The 15,827-nt window shown below is 70.5% G+C and carries 14 protein-coding genes; 1 reads left to right on the plus strand and 13 read right to left on the minus strand.

Annotation, left to right across the window (positions count from 1 at the left end; genetic code table 11):
* Positions 1-4: 4 nt before the first annotated feature.
* From ABT130_RS10270 to ABT130_RS10325, 12 genes are all read right to left on the minus strand, one after another.
* On the minus strand, positions 5-610 hold the full coding sequence (locus ABT130_RS10270) for a response regulator transcription factor (RefSeq protein WP_350919024.1): 606 nt from the start codon (positions 608-610) through the stop codon (positions 5-7).
* Positions 607-1,767: a sensor histidine kinase gene (locus ABT130_RS10275; protein ID WP_350954458.1), complete on the minus strand. Its 1,161-nt coding sequence runs from the start codon at positions 1,765-1,767 to the stop codon at positions 607-609. Before ABT130_RS10275 ends, ABT130_RS10270 begins: the two co-directional genes overlap by 4 nt.
* Positions 1,764-2,498: an ABC transporter permease gene (locus ABT130_RS10280; RefSeq protein ID WP_350954461.1), complete on the minus strand. Its 735-nt coding sequence runs from the start codon at positions 2,496-2,498 to the stop codon at positions 1,764-1,766. Before ABT130_RS10280 ends, ABT130_RS10275 begins: the two co-directional genes overlap by 4 nt.
* The gene (locus ABT130_RS10285; protein WP_350954464.1) at positions 2,498-3,382 is read right to left on the minus strand and encodes an ABC transporter ATP-binding protein; all 885 of its coding nucleotides are present in this window, start codon (positions 3,380-3,382) and stop codon (positions 2,498-2,500) included. Before ABT130_RS10285 ends, ABT130_RS10280 begins: the two co-directional genes overlap by 1 nt.
* Before the next feature lie 128 nt (positions 3,383-3,510).
* A complete protein-coding gene (gene hisG, locus ABT130_RS10290; RefSeq protein WP_350919012.1) occupies positions 3,511-4,356 on the minus strand; it encodes an ATP phosphoribosyltransferase in 846 nt (281 codons plus the stop codon).
* A 61-nt stretch (positions 4,357-4,417) separates the two neighbouring features.
* Positions 4,418-4,681, minus strand: coding sequence for a phosphoribosyl-ATP diphosphatase (locus ABT130_RS10295; protein WP_350954467.1), 264 nt, complete (start codon positions 4,679-4,681; stop codon positions 4,418-4,420).
* Positions 4,682-4,851: 170 nt separating this feature from the next.
* Positions 4,852-7,209, minus strand: coding sequence for a glycoside hydrolase family 2 protein (locus ABT130_RS10300; RefSeq protein ID WP_350954470.1), 2,358 nt, complete (start codon positions 7,207-7,209; stop codon positions 4,852-4,854).
* Positions 7,206-8,090 (minus strand): ATP-binding cassette domain-containing protein, encoded by an 885-nt coding sequence (locus tag ABT130_RS10305; protein WP_350954473.1) that lies wholly within the window; start codon positions 8,088-8,090, stop codon positions 7,206-7,208. The genes ABT130_RS10300 and ABT130_RS10305 overlap by 4 nt, the downstream gene beginning before the upstream one ends.
* Positions 8,090-9,031, minus strand: coding sequence for an ABC transporter ATP-binding protein (locus tag ABT130_RS10310; protein WP_350954476.1), 942 nt, complete (start codon positions 9,029-9,031; stop codon positions 8,090-8,092). Before ABT130_RS10310 ends, ABT130_RS10305 begins: the two co-directional genes overlap by 1 nt.
* The gene (locus ABT130_RS10315) at positions 9,032-9,892 is read right to left on the minus strand and encodes an ABC transporter permease (protein ID WP_350954479.1); all 861 of its coding nucleotides are present in this window, start codon (positions 9,890-9,892) and stop codon (positions 9,032-9,034) included. It abuts the gene before it with no gap.
* Positions 9,893-9,938: 46 nt separating this feature from the next.
* Complete coding sequence (locus ABT130_RS10320; RefSeq protein ID WP_350918996.1) at positions 9,939-10,934, minus strand: ABC transporter permease; 996 nt, start codon at positions 10,932-10,934, stop codon at positions 9,939-9,941.
* A 73-nt stretch (positions 10,935-11,007) separates the two neighbouring features.
* The gene (locus ABT130_RS10325) at positions 11,008-12,780 is read right to left on the minus strand and encodes an ABC transporter substrate-binding protein (RefSeq protein WP_350918994.1); all 1,773 of its coding nucleotides are present in this window, start codon (positions 12,778-12,780) and stop codon (positions 11,008-11,010) included.
* A 154-nt stretch (positions 12,781-12,934) separates the two neighbouring features.
* On the opposite strand from ABT130_RS10325, the gene ABT130_RS10330 reads away from it, so the two are divergent.
* Positions 12,935-13,954, plus strand: coding sequence for a LacI family DNA-binding transcriptional regulator (locus ABT130_RS10330; protein WP_350954482.1), 1,020 nt, complete (start codon positions 12,935-12,937; stop codon positions 13,952-13,954).
* 126 nt (positions 13,955-14,080) lie between these two features.
* On the opposite strand, the gene ABT130_RS10335 is transcribed toward ABT130_RS10330, so the two are convergent.
* Positions 14,081-15,811 carry a DEAD/DEAH box helicase gene (locus tag ABT130_RS10335; protein WP_350918988.1) on the minus strand — a complete coding sequence of 577 codons (1,731 nt, stop codon included), beginning with the start codon at positions 15,809-15,811 and terminating at the stop codon, positions 14,081-14,083.
* Positions 15,812-15,827 lie beyond the last annotated feature (16 nt).

A 15,827-nucleotide genomic window follows, 5' to 3' on the forward strand; every position in this document is an offset into this window, starting at 1 on the left:
CGGCTCAGAGCCAGCCCTGGGTGCGGGCGCGCTCGACGGCCTCGATGCGGTTGCGGGCGTGCGTCTTGCGGATGGCCGAGGAGAGGTAGTTGCGGACCGTACCCTCCGACAGGTGCAGGCGCGCGGCGATGTCGGCGATGCTGGTACCGCCCGAGGCGGCGACCAGGACGTCACGCTCGCGGGGCGACAGCGGGTTGGGGCCGGCACTGAGCGCGGCGGCGGCCAGGCCCGGGTCGATGACGCGCTCGCCGCCGCGGACCCGCCGGACGGCGGCGGCCAGCTCCCTGGCCGGGCTGTCCTTGACCAGGAAGGCCATCGCGCCCACCTCCATCGCCCTGCGCAGATAGCCGGGGCGGCCGAAGGTGGTCAGGATCATGATCCGGCAGCCGGGCAGCGCCTCGCGGATCCGCGAGGCGGCGGTGATGCCGTCGTCGCCGGGCATCTCGACGTCGAGCAGCGCGACATCCGGCCGGGTCCGCAGGGCCACGGCGAGCGCCTCCCCGGCGTCGGCGGCCTCTCCCACCACCTCGATGTCGGGCTCCAGGCCGAGGAGCGAGGCCAGGGCGCCCCGCACCATCGCCTGGTCCTCCACCAGCAGCACCCGGATCATCGAACCCCTCTCGTCGTCGGCGGGCGAAGGGGCTCGGCATGCGGCACCGTGACCCTGAGCGCGAAGCCGGTCGGCCGCGGCCCGGCGGACACCGTGCCGCCGGCCGCCCGCACCCGCTCGGTGAGCCCGGTCAGCCCGCTGCCCGGCCCGTACGAGGCCGCGCCGCGCCCATCGTCCACGATCTTCAGGGCCGCGACCTCCTCGTCCATGGTCACCTCGATCTCGCACCGGGTCGCCCGCGCGTGCCGGATGACGTTGGTGACGCCCTCCCGCACCGCCCAGCCCAGCAGTTCGTCCAGCGCGTCCGGCAGCGGGGTGCCCGCGAGCCGGATCGTCAGCCTCGTCCCGGCGGCCTCCAGAGCGGCGCGGGCACCGTCCAGCTCGCCGGAGAGGCCACGCTGGCGGTAGCCGGTGACGGCGTCGCGCACCTCGACCAGCGCCTGCCTGGCCACCGACTCGATGTCGCGGATCTCCGCCACGGTCCGTTCCGAGCCGCTCTCCGCCAGCCGCCCGGCCAGCTCGCTCTTCAGCACGATCAGTGACAGGCTGTGGCCGAGCAGGTCGTGCAGGTCCCTGGCGATGCGCAGCCGCTCCTCGCTCGCGGCCAGCCGCGCCACCTCCTCCTGCGCCTGGCGGAGCCTCGCCACCAGCATCCGGGTGTTGCGCACCCCCATGAACAGGACGCCGAGCGTGATGACCTGGAAGACGAGCACCAGGGTGGTACCGGGGTCGTGCTCCTTCAGCAGGCCGATCAGCGCGACGGCGAGGCCCATCGCGAGGATGCCGGCCACCGAGAACCGGGGACGCAGCGCCATGCCGTAGATCACGGCCAGGTAGATCGGCAGGGTCAGCCAGCCGCCGCCGAAGGCCACCGCCAGGCCGACCCCCAGGAGCGTGGTCATCCCCAGCAACCAGTACGTCAGGCGGGTCGGGTCGCCGAAGTTCCTCGGGCTCAGCACCGTGGCGATGTAGAGGGCGACGAAGACGGCCAGGCCGGCGCCTCCCCAGACGGCCCTGTCCCCGGACACCTCGCCGGTGACGATCTCCAGGACCGGGAAGCACAGGTAGACCAGGCCGATGGAGATCCCCGACAGACGCCGGAGGCGGGACGGGCGCTCGCCCGTCCCGCCGAAGGTGAGCGCGGAGACGCGCATCATGCGCGCGCGAGTGCCCTGCGGTAGGCGAACACCGCGGCGGTGCCGAGCAGCGCGGCCCAGGCCACGACGATCACCACGGCGGACGTCGGCACCGCGCCGTCGGCGACGAGGTGCTGGCCGATGTCGGCGTAGGAGAAGGAGGGCATCGCGTGCACGACACTTTTCATGGCCTCGGGCATGATCTCCACAGGGAACCACAGCCCGCCCAGGATCGCCAGCCCGAATGTGCTGATCATCGCGGCCGACTGCGCGGCGTCCGCGGGCAGCAGCGAACCGAGGAGCAGACCGAGCGCGGCGAACGGCACGGCGCCGATCCACAGGGCCGGGATCAGCGCGAGCCACTCCCCCACCGGCAGCCGGACGCCCTGGGTGAGGACCGCGGCCAGGCAGACCAGCACCATGGACGGCAGCACCAGCAGCAGCGAGGCGATCAGCTTGGTGACGATGATCGCCCAGCCGGGCAGCGGGGTGACCTGGAGCTGGCGGAGCCAGCCGGACTGCCGCTCCTGCGCCCACGGCACGGCGGTGCTCATCAGACAGGCCGCGATCGCCCCGTACGCGGCCATGGAGACCATGAGGACGACGGCGGCCCGTACCCCGCCGGAATCCGTCTGGGCGCCCCAGATGCCGGAGAAGATCAGGTAGAACACCACGGGGAAGCCCACCACGAAGATGATGTAGCGCTTGTTGCGCAGCATCCTCAGGACCTCGATTTTGACGTAGTTCGGCATCAGGACTCCCGGGTGAGGGCGAGGAAGGCGTCTTCGAGGTCGGCGCCGATGATCCTGAGGTCGCGGATCTCCAGCGAGGTGCCCCGGTACAGGGCCGCCACGGTGGCGTCGGGGTCGGCGGTGCGCAGCGTGGCGACGCCCTGGGAGATCTCCGCGGCGGAGACGCCCGGCAGGCCGTCCAGCCCCGCGACCGGCTGCCCGCCCAGGGTGAAGCGGACGACATGGTCACCGATCCCCGACTTGATCTGGGCGGCGGTGCCGTCGGCCACGACCCGGCCCCGGGTGATCACGATGACCCGGTCGGAGTTCTCGTCGGCCTCCTCCAGGTAGTGGGTGGCGAACAGGACCGTCCGGCCCTCGGCGGCGTAGTCGCGCATGCTCTTCCAGAACCGCAGCCGCGACTCCACGTCCATGGCCGCGGTGGGCTCGTCCAGCACCAGCAGTTTGGGCGCGCCCGCGATGGCCAGGGCGAACCTGACCCGCTGCGCCTGCCCGCCGGACAGCTTGTCGGCGCGCCGCCGCGCCAGTTCCGTGAGGTCGGCCACCCGCAGGATCTCGTCGAGACCGAGTGGCTCCGGGTAGAGCCGCCGGACGAAGTCGACCAGTTCCCTGACCGTGAGCTCACCGATGAGCTCACCGCTCTGCAGCATGGCCCCGATCTCGCCCCGGGCGACGGCCGCCTCGGGGGAGCCTCCCAGGATCTCGACGCGGCCCCCGCTCGGGCGGATCAGGCCGAGCATCATGTTGATCGAGGTTGACTTGCCGGCCCCGTTGGGGCCGAGCAGGGCGACGGTCCGGCCCGCCTCGACTGCGAGGTTCAGGCCGTCGACGGCGAGCACGTTGCCGTAGCTCTTGCTCACGTCTGTGAGGGCGATGGCGTCCATGCCCCAACGCTAGGAGCGCCCGGCGGGAATCCTCAGTGCCGCTTCTCCGGGTTTGGAGATGACATTTGTCAGATATGCGGACACCGCCGCGGGCCGGACCGGTGGCGCGGAGGGGCGCGGACGACGGGTCAGATCCGGCAGGCGAAGATGGCGGTCACCAGGATGGCCTTGGCGCCGATCTCCCAGAGCTGGTCCATGACCTGCTGGTGCCCCTTGCGCGGGACCATGGCCCGGACCGCGACCCAGCCCTCCCGGTGCAGCGGAGAGACCGTGGGGCCCTCCATGCCGGGGGTGAGGGCGATGGCCTCCTCGATCCGCTCGGCGCGGATGTCGTAGTCCATCATCACGTAGTCACGTGCCATCAGCACGCCCTGCAGGCGGCGGACGAGCTGCTGCAGGCCCTGGGCCTCCACGGCGCCGGTCCGCTTGATCAGCACGCCCTCGGAGCGGGCGATCGGCTCACCGAACACCTCCAGGCCGATGTTGCGCAGCGTGGTGCCGGTCTCCACCACGTCGGCCACGGCGTCGGCCACGCCCAGCCGGATGGCGGTCTCGACGGCGCCGTCCAGCTTGATCACCCGGGCGTCGACGCCCTGTTCGGCCAGGTAGGACTCCAGCAGGCCCGCGTAGGAGGTGGCGACACGCTTGCCCTTGAGGTCGGCGACGGAGGCGAAGTCCCCCGGATTCGCGGCGAAGCGGAAGGTGGAGCGGCCGAAGCCGAGCGGGATGATCTCCTCGACCTGCGCCCCGGAGTCGTGGAGCATGTCGCGGCCGGTGATCCCGGCGTCCAGGGTGCCCTCGCCGACGTAGACGGCGATGTCCTTGGGCCGCAGGAAGAACAGCTCGCAGGAGTTCTCCGGGTCGACGACCACGAGTTCCTTGCTGTCCTTGCGGGCGCGGTATCCGGCTTCCTTGAGTATCGTCTGGGCGGCCTCGGTGAGGGCGCCCTTGTTGGGTACGGCGAGACGGAGCATGGCTGGGTTCCTTACGTGTGGACGGGATCTGCCTACGAGACCGGGAGCCGGGCGCACCGGCTCACAGATGCTTGTAGACCTCGTCCAGTCCGATCCCCCTGGCGATCATGAGGACCTGCACGTGGTAGAGGAGCTGGGAGATCTCCTCGGCCGCCCGCTCCTTCGACTCGTGCTCGGCCGCCATCCAGCTCTCGGCGGCCTCCTCCACGACCTTCTTGCCGATGGCATGGACTCCGGCGTCCAGCGCGGCCACGGTGCCCGAGCCCGCGGGCCGGGTGCACGCCTTGTCGGACAGCTCGGCGTACAGCTCTTCGAAGGTCTTCATGATCTCTCTCGGCGTCGTCGGATGTGCGCGTCAAGCCTAACGGGCTCGCCGACCCCGGCGTGTGCGGGTCCACCCTCGCCGGACGCGAGCCGCCGGGTGATCTCCGGAGGTCACCGCTCCATTTGACCGTCCCGTGACCGGGCCGCCCATCGGGGCGGCCCGGGGGGCGTTCAGTCGTTGACGCAGCGGAGCACCGGGCGGGTGACGAGGGCGGCCGGATCGGGCGAGCCCGTCACGTGCAGGGTGACGCTCTCACCGGGAAGCAGGGTCAGCAGCATGTCATCCACCCAGGAGGCCGGATCGAGGCGATCGGGGAACAGCGCCAGCTCGCGCAGGAGAGTGCGGGCGGTGACGGTGACATCCAGACCGCCGGCCGCGGGGACGACCTCGGTGTCGTAAGCGGCCACCGGGAAGGCGACCCGCGGGTCCTCGACGAAGAAGCGAAGCACCCGATGCTCGCCCAGCCCTACCGAGAGCAACTCGGCACACGGGTCCCCGGGGACGGCCACCGAGTCCGGCAGCCCGACCCTGGCCACCGAACGCGCCGCCACCTCGATTGCGACCCTCTCCTTGGCCAGCACCTCCCCGCCCAGGCCGAGCCGCGACAACTCCAGCTCACCCACCCACGGCTGCGGGCCGTCGTTGACCACGGCCACCACGCCGTCGCAGACGGTGAGCAGGCGATCGGCGTAGACACGGCGCAGCGCGTACCACAGCGGCTTGCGCCGCCCGGCGCCGTCGACGGCCGACCAGGAGGTGACCGGCCAGCAGTCGTTGAGCTGCCAGACGATCGTGCCCGCGCAGTACGGCGCCAGCGCCCGGAAGCGCTCGATGCCGAAAGCCACCGCCCTGGCCTGGTTGAGCTGGGTCAGGTAGTGCCAGTCGTCGAAGGTCTCGGGCCGGGGCAGGTGCTCACCCAGGCCACGCAGCAGCTTGGCGTTGCCCTCGTGCGCCTTTTGATGGTGCGACACCCCCGGCGAGGTGGGAGTGAGCGGATCATCGCTGACCGCCCCGCGCAGCGTGGCGTGGGCGGGCGGTCCCTGGAAGCCGAACTCGGCCACGAAGCGGGGGCGATAGTCGCCGTAGCGGGTGTAGTCCTCGCGGTTCCACACGTCCCAGATGTGCACGGTGCCGCGCGCGGGATCGTTGGGCGGCAGGTCGGGGTCACCGGAGTACGGGCTGCCCGGCCAGTAGGGGCGGGTGGGGTCGAGTTCGGCCAGCAGCGAGGGCAGCAGATCGTAGTAGAAGCCCGCCCCCCAGCTCTTCTCCCCCAGCTCCTCGCGCCAGCCCCAGTCGGCCTGGCCCTCGATGTTCTCGTTGTTGCCGCACCACAGCACCAGCGAGGGGCGCCAGGACAGCCGGATGATGTTCTGGCGCGCCTCGGCCTCCACCTCGCTCGCCAACGGCTCCTCCTCCGGATAGGCCGCGCAGGCGAACGGGAAGTCCTGCCAGATGAGCAGGCCCAGCTCATCGGCCAGGTCGTAGAAGTCCTCGCTTTCGTACAGGCCGCCGCCCCAGACCCGCAGCAGGTTGACCCCCGCCCCGGCCGCCTGGCCGAAGCGCTCGGCCAGCCGCTCGCGGGTGACCCTGGCCGAAAAGCAGTCATCAGGGATCCAGTTGACGCCGCGCACGAAGACCGGCACGTCGTTGACCACGATCGTGAACCCCTCGCCCGTCCGGTCCAGACGGACGTCACGAAAACCGATCCGGCCCCTCCAGGTCCCCTCCCCCAGGCCGACGGTCAGGTCGTAGCGGTGCTGCGCGCCGTACCCGCGCGGCCACCACAGCCGCGGCTCCGGCACCCGCAACTCCAGGACCGCCTCGCACTCGCCTGCGGCCAGGTGCACCTCGCGCTCGACACCCGCGACCGAGGCCCGCACGGTCACCGGGGCGTCCGTGGCGCGCTCGAGCGTGACGTGCACCTCCACGCGCCCGTCCCCGTGCACCAGCGGCCGGACCGAGGCGAGCCGGGCCCCGCTCCAGGAGTGCAGCCCGATCGGCCGCCAGATGCCGGAGGTGACCACGGCCGGCCCCCAGTCCCAGCCGAAGTTGCAGGCCATCTTGCGGATGAACTGATACGGCGCCGCATAGGCGCCGGGCCGATCGCCCAGCTCGGCCCGGCGCGCCTCGGCGTAGGCCTGCGGGGAGGCGAACCGGATCCGCAGCGTGTTCTCGCCCTCGCGCAGCAGTTCCCGCACCGCGAAGCGGTAGGAGCGGTGCTGGTTGGCCGTGGCCGCGACCCGCACCCCGTTGAGCTCGACCGTGGCGATGGTGTCCAGGCCCTCGCAGACCAGGTCGGTGCGGTCGTGGGAGTCGGCGCTCCAGGTGAAGACCGTCTCATACTCCCAGTCGGAGCGGCCTATCCAGGTCAGCCGGTTCTCGTTGTCGTCCAGGTACGGGTCCTCGATGAGCCCGGCGGCCAGCAGATCGGTGTGCACGCAGCCGGGCACCGTGGCGGGGACGCGGGAGATCCCGCCACCCACCTGGCGCAGGGTCCAGCCCTCGTGCAGTGCCCTAACCGTCGTCAACTCACGCTCCTTGTCAGTGTGGTGCCGCCCCGCCGGACGAGGTGCCCCGGTTCCTCCTCCACCAGCGTGGAGGGTCCTGCTGAGACGTCCTCGGCGGGGACGGCGGGATCGCCGCCGTCCCACCGGGCGGTGAGCCTCGGCACCGACGACAGCAGCTTGATCGTGTACGGGTGGAGGGGGTTGCCGAACACCGCGGCGGTGGGACCGGACTCCACCACCTGCCCCCGGTACAGGACCACGGCCCGCTCGCTGATGTAGTTGCCCAGCGACAGGTCGTGGGTGACGAACAGCACCCCGAGGCCGCGCGACTTCAGGTCGGCGAGCAGGTTGAGGACGTCGATCCTGGTGGAGGCGTCGAGCATGCTGGTGATCTCGTCGGCGACGAGGTACCTGAGGTCGAGCAGCAGCGCCCTGGCGATCAGCAGGCGCTGCAGCTGGCCACCGCTGAGCTGGTGCGGATACCGGCCCAGGACCTGCCCGGGGTCGAGGCCGACGTCCTTGAGCGACTTCTCGATCCTGCCCTCCCACTCGGAGGCCGCGACGCCGGGAAAGTACTCGTCCTTGATCATCTTGACTACCCGGTCGGCCTTGAAGACCGGGTTGTAGCAGCTGAACGGGTCCTGGAAGACGCCCTGCACGTGCCGGTAGTACGCCTTTCCCGGCCGCGCGGGGGCTCCGTCGAGGGTGATCCTGCCCCGCGTCGGGGTGAGCAGCCCGAGGACCGTCTTCCCGAGGGTCGTCTTGCCGCTGCCGCTCTCGCCGATGAGGGAGACCACCTCCCCCGGCGCGAGGTCGAGGCTCACGTCGTCGACGGCGGTGAGGGTCGCGGTGCCGAAGGCACCCACCCGGTAGGTCTTGGTGACCCCTTCGAGACTCAGCATTACGCCTTCCAACAAGCGACGTGGTGGCCGGGGGCGACCTCGATGGGCGGGGGGTCCTCGGCGCACCTGTCGAAGGCCAGCGGGCAGCGGTCCCTGAACCGGCAGCCCTGCGGCGGATCGAGCAGCGAGGGCGGCCGCCCGGGGATGCCGGAGAGCCTGCGCTCCGCGTGGCGGACCCCGACCTCGGGCAGCGAGGAGATCAGCATCCGGGTGTACGGGTGGCGCGGCTCGCTGACGATCACGCTCGCGGGGGCCTTCTCGGCCAGCTTCCCCGCGTACATGACCATGATCGTGTCGGCGATCTGGTAGGTCAGCGAGATGTCGTGGGTGACGAAGATCATGCTGCGCACGAAGCCCCGCTCCCGAAACTCCACGAGGGTCCTGGCCACGGCCTTCTGGGTCGACACGTCCAGCGCGGAGGTGATCTCGTCGGCGATGAGCAGGGAGGGGTCGAGCAGCGTGGAGATGACCATCACCATCCGCTGCTTCATCCCGCCGGACAGCTCGATCGGGTAGCGCCCCAGGATGTCCCTGGGCAGCTCCACCAGGTCCAGCCGGCGTTCCAGCTCGGCTGTGTCCACGCTCTCGCCCCGGGAGGCGAGCAGCTCGGTGATCATCCTGCCGATCCTGCGGGTGGGGTTCATCGCGCTCATGGAGTACTGCGGGATGAGCGACACCCGCTTGAAGCGGAAGGGGTTCATCCGCCGGTCGTCGCCGATGGGCAGTTCCTCGCCGTCCAGCGAGACGGTGCCCCCGGCCAGCCGCATCCGGCCGTCCATCCTGATCAGGCTCTTGCCGAGGGTGGTCTTGCCGCAGCCGGACTCGCCGGCCAGGCCGAGGATCTCGCCGTCGCCGACGCCGAAGCTGACGCCGTCCAGCGCCTTCACCTCGCCGCGCAGAGTCCTGTAGTGGACCCTGAGGTCGTCCACACGCAGAGTCATCTACAGCTCCCGCAGTTTCGGGTTGAAGACCTCGTCCAGGCCGACGTTCATCACGTACAGGGCGCCGACGATGGCGGTGATCCCGGCTCCCGGCGGGATGAACCACCACCACATGCCCAGGTGCAGGGCGCTCCAGCGGGCCGCGTTGTTGAGCATCAGGCCGAGCGAGACACCCTCGCTGGGGCCGAGCCCGATGAAGTCCAGCGAGGCGGCGATCAGGATGGACCCGCCGAACAGCAGGATGAAGGTCATGAAGAGGTACGAGCTCATGTTGGGCGCGATCTCCCTGGCGATGATCTTCCAGGTGCGCACGCCGCTGAGCCTGGCCAGGTCCACGAAGTCGCGCGAGCGCAGCGAGAACGTCTGGGCCCTGATGGCCCTGGCCGCCCACGGCCAGGAGGTGAGTCCGATGAAGAGCGCCTGCACGCCGACGCTGCGGACCCCGAGGTAGGCGTTGACGATCAGCAGCACCGCCAGCGCGGGCAGGACCAGGACGATGTTGGTGAGCATGTTCAGCACCTCGTCGACCAGGCCGCCCCGGTATCCGGCGGTGAAGCCGATCGCCATCCCGATAATCGCGGCCAGCCCGCCGCCGAGCACCCCCACGATGAAGGTGACGCGCAGGCCGTAGACGAACTGGGCGAAGATGTCCTGGCCGAACATGGTGGTGCCGAACCAGCGCTCGGCCGAGGGCGGCGAGGCCGGGGTGGCGACGTAGGCGTTCGGGTCGCCCCCCACGATCAGCGGGGCGGCGGCGGCCAGGACGAGCAGCGGGACCAGCACGACCAGTCCGGCCAGCAGCTTCCCGTTGCGCAGCGCGAAGTACAGACCCTCGTTGCGCCTGGTGGGCACGGCCGTCATGACGCCCCGCCTCCTTCGGCCGCGGGCCGGTTCGCGGAGATGCCGGTCATGCCGCCTCCCCTCCTATCCCGGTCCTGGTACGCGGGTCGACCAGGACGTAGACGATGTCGATGATGAAGTTGGCGACCAGCACGCCCACCACGATGAACAGGAAGGTCCCCTGCAGCAGGAAGAAGTCCTGGTTCTGGATCGCCTTGAGGATCAGGTGGCCGAGCCCCGGATAGGAGAAGACGATCTCGGTGACCAGGGCTCCGGCCACGAGCACGCCGAGTTGCAGGGCCAGGCCGGTGATCTGCGGCAGTACCGCGTTCCTGAAGGCATAGCGCCGGATGAGCCGCCGCGAGGCCCCCAGCGAGGACAGGTAGGTGGAGTAGTCGGCCTCCAGCTCATAGATGATCATGTTGCGCATGCCGATCGCCCAGCCCCCGAACGCGACGAGGAAGAGCGAGACGAACGGCAGGAACCAGTGCAGCGCCAGGTTGCCGACGAACTCCCACGACCAGTTGGGCCGCATGGCGAAGCTGTAGCCGCCGGAGACGGGGAAGATCCCCGCCACGATGCCCAGCCCCCAGGCCAGCAGGATCGCCAGCCACATGTAGGGCGTCGCGGTGAGCACGTACCCGATCGGCAGCGCGGTGTTGTCCAGCCACTTGCGCCTGGCGGCGAAGGCGCCGAACCTGTTGCCCGCCCACCAGCTGAGCAGGATGGACGGGATGAGCAGTGCCAGCGTGTACGGCACCGCCCGGATGATGATGTCGGTCACCGGGGTGGGGAACAGCCAGATGCTGGTCCCCAGATCACCCCGGAACAGCGCGGCCCAGAAGTTGCCGTACTGCTCCCAGAGCGGCAGGTCGAGCCCGAACAGGCTCGTGTAGTGGGCGCGCATCGCCTCAACGGCGGCGGGCTGTGACACGTTGGCCCTGGCCAGCATGCTCTGGACCGGGTCTCCCGGCATGAAGCGCGGGATCATCCAGTTGATCGTGACGGCCACGAGGAAGGTGAGCCCGTACACGAGCAGCTTCCGGCCGAAATAGCGTCGCACGCGATCCTCCCGAATCGGCGAGATGAGTCCCTCCCCGCGCCGCGCGCGGGGAGGGGACGAGAATCGCGGGGGATCAGCCGCCGGCGGGCTTCAACTCGGTCAGGGTCAGCACCCCGCCCAGCTCCAGCCAGTTACGCCACATGGTCGGCGGGCTCTTGGGCGTCGCGGGGGCTGCGGAGGGCCAGTTGGTCCAGACCGCGTTGCTGGTCTGCGCCCACAGGCCGTTGTACCAGAGCGGGATCACCGGCAGATCGTCGAGCTGGATCTTCTGGATCTCCGAGACGACCTGCTTCATGCCCTCGACGTCGTCGGCCTTCTTGCCGTCGAGACCCTGGACCAGGTCCCAGACCTTCTTGTTCTCGTAGCGGCCGAAGTTGACGGTGTTCTGCTGCTTGTTGATCGGCAGCCGGAACATGTAGTCGTAGTACATCCAGGGGGTGTTGGACAGCTGCCGCTCGTTGTTGAGCAGCAGGTCGAACTTGCCGGATGCGCGCTGGTCGACCAGCGCGTTGTAGTCGGGGAACTCGGGGGTGAGGTCGATCCCGGCCGCCTTGGCGCCCTCGGCGATGACCCGGCTCGCCTCCATCCAGTCGGTCCAGCCGGCCGGAACTATGATCTTCAGCGAGACCTTGGAGCCGTCCTTGTTCTCCACGAACCCGTCGCCGTCGCCGTCCTTGTATCCGGCGTCGGCCAGCAGCTTCTTCGCCTTCTTGGTGTCGAAGGAGAAGCCCTTCTCGCTCACCACGGCCTGGTCGACGTACTTGTCCCACTGGGGCAGCAGCCCGGTGGGGCCGGCCGCCTTGACCAGGTTGCCGTAGACACCCTCGACGATCTTCTTGGTGTCGATGGAGTTGGCGATCGCCTTGCGGAAGGCGGGGTCGTCCAGCGGCTTCTTCGTGGTGTTGGGCACCAGGAAGGCCGTGTTGGCCGAGAGCATGTACGGCGGCTCCGGATAGTAGGTCTTGATACCGAAGTCGCCCTGGACCAGGTTGGCCACGCCGGGCAGGAAGTTGTTGCTGAGGTCCAGGCCCTTCTGCAGCAGCAGGCCCATCGCCACCTCATTGCTGGAGTTGACGATGTCGACGACGTACTTGGGCCTGACCTCCTTGCCCAGCGCCGCGGTGGCCCACCAGCCGTCGCGCTTGACCCAGGCCATGCGGTCCTGGTCGTGGCTGTGGTAGGCGTACGGCCCGGTGCCGACCGGCTTCTCGTTGACGCCGTTCAGCACCTCGTCCTCGGAGAGACCTTCCCAGATGTGCTTGGGGACGATCGCGTTGCTGTAGACCCAGTTGGCCCACTGCTGGTAGTTGGCCTTGGAGAAGGTGAACCTGACGGTGCCCGGGTCGACCGCCTCGACCTTCTCCAGCCAGTCCCACAGGTTGGCGTAGGGGATGGTCTTCATCTTGCCGAGCTCGACGGTGAAGACCACGTCGTCGGCGGTGAAGGGCTTGCCGTCGGCCCAGGTGACCCCCTGCCTGAGCTTGAGGTCGTAGGTCTTGTCGTCCGTCCAGGTGCCGCTCTCGGCCAGCCAGGGCGTGAACTTGTCGGTCTGGGGGTCGTACAGGAAGAGCGTCTCGTAGACGAGCCCCTTGGTGCCGGTGGCCGAGTCCCAGGTCCGCAGCGGATTCCAGTTGGCCGGCGGGCCCCACTGGGTGCCGCTGGTGTACAGGGTCTCGTTGCGGGGGAACGCGGCGTTCGCCGCCCCCGCCCCCGCCGAGGGGGCCGCGGCGCCCGACCCCTGCGGCGCCTCGCTCGGAGCGGACGGCGTCGTCGAGCCTCCCGTGCACCCGGCCGCGGCCATGCAGGCCGCCACCCCGAGGATCGCGAACCTTCGTCGAATCCGCATCTATGTTCTCCTCTCCAACATGGGAGCGCTCCCAAATAACTAAACGCGACCGCATGCGTTTGCTGAGCCGGATAAGTATCGTGACCGTAAAGTCCACGTGTCGGCACTGTCAATAGGCGACTGGACCGGTTCAGCTGAAATCGCGGAGGAGATCATGAAACGACCGACGATCGCGGACGTCGCCAGACGGGCCGGGGTGTCCAAGGGGGCCGTCTCGTACGCGCTCAACGGGCAGCCCGGCGTGTCGGAGAGCACCCGGGCCAGGATCCTGGCGATCGCCGAGGAGATCGGCTGGCGCCCCAACAGCGCGGCCCGCGCCCTGAACGGCGCGCGGTCCCACACCGTCGGCCTGGCCATCTGCCGCCCGGCGCGCACGCTCGGCGTGGAACCGTTCTTCATGGAGCTCATCAGCGGCATCGAGGGCGAACTCTCGGCCCGCTCGTACGCGCTCATGTTGCAGGTGGTCTCCGACCACGGGCAGGAGGTCGCGGTCTACCGCCGCTGGTGGGGTGAGGGCCGCGTCGACGGCGCCATCCTGGTCGACCTGCACGTGGGCGACCCCCGCATCCCCGAGTTCGAGTCACTCGGCCTGCCGGCCGTGGTGATCGGCCATCCGTCGGAGGCCGGGTCGCTGCCGCCCATCTGGTCCGACGACGGCGGTGCCGTCCACGAGACCGTGGAGTATCTCGTCGCGCTCGGCCACCGCAGGATCGCCAGGGTCGCCGGGCTGCCGCGCCTGGCCCACACCGCGCTGCGCGACCACGCCTTCGCCGAGGCCTGCGACGGCGTCGCCGAGCACGTGACCGTGCACACCGACTACACCGGTGAGGAGGGCGCCCGCGCCACCCGGCGCCTGCTGAGCTCCCCCTCCCGGCCCACCGCGATCGTCTACGACAACGACATCATGGCCGTCGCCGGGCTGTCCGCCGCCCAGGACCTGTGCCTGGACGTGCCCCGCGACCTGTCCATCGTCGCCTGGGACGACTCACCACTCTCCCGGGTCGTCCGCCCCCCGCTCACCGCCCTGAGCCGCGACATCTCCGCCTACGGCGCCCACGCCGCCCGCCATCTCCTCGCCCTCGTCTCCGGCGAGAGCCCCGGCCCCTACCAGGACGAGGCCGCCCGCCTCACCCCCAGGGGCAGCACCGCTCCCCCGCCCGGGCGGGTCCGGTGACGGCGGCCCTTCCACCGGGGCCGGACCGGAACGCGGAGCGGCGGCGGTCCCGGCGGGCCGGGCCGTTCCAGACGAAGGGCCGGCACGGCGGATGCCGTACCGGCCCTTCAGGGTGCCACGAGATGATCAGCGGCCGTAGCGGCTGCCGCCACGCGGGGCGGAGCCGCGGCCGTCGGCGCGGAACTCGCCGCCGCGGAAACCGCCGCCCTGACGGTCACCGCGGAAGGGCTCGCGCTCGCCCGCGGGACGCTCGGAGCGGTAACCACCACCGGCCGAGGCCGGACGGTCGGCGCGGAACGGCTCGCGCCGCTCGCCGCGGTAGCCACCGCCGGTGGAACGCTCGGAGCGGAAGCCGCCGCCGGCCGGGCGCTCACCGCGGTCGGCGCGGTAGCCACCGCCCGCGGGACGCTCGGAGCGGTAACCACCGCCGGCCGGGCGCTCGGAACGGTACTGGCCGCCGCCACGGGAGTCGTCACCGAAGGAACGCTCGCGGGGCTGCTGGCCCTCACCGTGGGCGGGACGCTCGGAGCGGAAACGACGCGGGCCACGCCCGCCACCGTTGCCGCCGAAGCCGCCGCGCCCCTGGCGCTGCCTGCTGGCCGGAGCCGAGGGCTCCCAGACCGGGATCGGCTCGCCGCTGGGGGTACGCGCACCGGCGACCTCCTCCAGGCGCGGGTGGCCCGGGGTGACCCTGGCGCGGAACGGCTTGATGCCCGCGCGGCGGGTCATCGCGTCGGTGGAGCGGCGCTCGTTGGGGAGCACCAGCGTCATGACGGTGCCCTTCTCCCCGGCGCGGGCGGTGCGGCCGCCGCGGTGCAGGTAGCTCTTGTGGTCCTGGGGCGGGTCGACGTGCAGCACGAGGCTGATGTTGTCGACGTGGATGCCGCGGGCCGCGACGTCCGTGCAGACCAGGACGTTGATCGTGCCTTCCTTGAACTCGGCCAGGATGCGGGTGCGCTGGTTCTGGCGCTTGCCGCCGTGCAGGCCGCCGGCCTTGATGCCGACCTGGGCGAGCTGCTTGCACAGCCGGTCCACACCGTGCTGGGTGCGCACGAAGATGATGGTCCGGCCCTCACGGTTGGCGATCTCGGCGGTCACCGGGAACTTGTCGTCGCGGTGCACCTCCAGCAGGTGGTGCTCCATGGTGTCGACCGAGGAGGCGGCCGGGGCCATGGAGTGGGTCACCGGGTTGGTGAGGAAGCGGCGGACGAGCTTGTCCACGTCACCGTCGAGGGTCGCGGAGAAGAGCAGGCGCTGGCTGTCGGCCGGGGTCTGCTGCAGGATCGCGCTGACGACCGGGAAGAAGCCGAGGTCGCACATGTGGTCGGCCTCGTCGAGGATCGTCACCTGGACCTCGTCCAGCATGCACTCACCCTGCTGCATGAGGTCGGTCAGGCGGCCGGGGGTGGCCACGACGACCTCGACACCGCGGCGCAGCGCCTCGATCTGGCGGCCCATGGACATGCCGCCGACGACGGTCTTCATCCGCAGCGACAGGCCGCGGCCGAGGGGCTCCAGCGCGTCGGTCACCTGCATGGCGAGCTCGCGGGTCGGCACCAGCACGACGGCCAGCGGGTGGCCGGGACGCGCCTTGGCCCCGGCGATGCGGGTCATCATGGGCAGGCCGAAGGCGAGCGTCTTGCCCGAGCCGGTCTGGCCGCGGCCGAGGACGTCGTGGCCGGCGAGGATGTCAGGGATCGTGGCCCGCTGGATGGGGAAGGGACTGTCGATGCCCGCACGGGAGAGACCGGTCACCAGCGGCTTCGGCAGACCGAGAAGGGTGAACTCGGACGTGCCTGCGGGGGCCTGGGAGATTTCGGTGATTTCGGTAATTTCGGGCAGAACAGCGTCAAGCATGGTCACGAAGACTCGT

Source organism: Streptosporangium sp. NPDC001681, assembly GCF_040298085.1.
Lineage (GTDB): Bacteria > Actinomycetota > Actinomycetes > Streptosporangiales > Streptosporangiaceae > Streptosporangium.

Excerpts from the sequence above, each read along its gene's own strand:
- ABT130_RS10270 (WP_350919024.1), bottom strand. The coding sequence starts at position 610 with ATGATCCGGGTGCTGCTGGTGGAGGACCAGGCGATGGTGCGGGGCGCC.
- ABT130_RS10275 (WP_350954458.1), bottom strand. The coding sequence starts at position 1,767 with ATGATGCGCGTCTCCGCGCTCACCTTCGGCGGGACGGGCGAGCGCCCG.
- ABT130_RS10280 (WP_350954461.1), bottom strand. The coding sequence starts at position 2,498 with ATGCCGAACTACGTCAAAATCGAGGTCCTGAGGATGCTGCGCAACAAG.
- ABT130_RS10285 (WP_350954464.1), bottom strand. The coding sequence starts at position 3,382 with ATGGACGCCATCGCCCTCACAGACGTGAGCAAGAGCTACGGCAACGTG.
- hisG (WP_350919012.1), bottom strand. The coding sequence starts at position 4,356 with ATGCTCCGTCTCGCCGTACCCAACAAGGGCGCCCTCACCGAGGCCGCC.
- ABT130_RS10295 (WP_350954467.1), bottom strand. The coding sequence starts at position 4,681 with ATGAAGACCTTCGAAGAGCTGTACGCCGAGCTGTCCGACAAGGCGTGC.
- ABT130_RS10305 (WP_350954473.1), bottom strand. The coding sequence starts at position 8,090 with ATGCTGAGTCTCGAAGGGGTCACCAAGACCTACCGGGTGGGTGCCTTC.
- ABT130_RS10310 (WP_350954476.1), bottom strand. The coding sequence starts at position 9,031 with ATGACTCTGCGTGTGGACGACCTCAGGGTCCACTACAGGACTCTGCGC.
- ABT130_RS10315 (WP_350954479.1), bottom strand. The coding sequence starts at position 9,892 with ATGACGGCCGTGCCCACCAGGCGCAACGAGGGTCTGTACTTCGCGCTG.
- ABT130_RS10325 (WP_350918994.1), bottom strand. The coding sequence starts at position 12,780 with ATGCGGATTCGACGAAGGTTCGCGATCCTCGGGGTGGCGGCCTGCATG.
- ABT130_RS10330 (WP_350954482.1), top strand. The coding sequence starts at position 12,935 with ATGAAACGACCGACGATCGCGGACGTCGCCAGACGGGCCGGGGTGTCC.
- ABT130_RS10335 (WP_350918988.1), bottom strand. The coding sequence starts at position 15,811 with ATGCTTGACGCTGTTCTGCCCGAAATTACCGAAATCACCGAAATCTCC.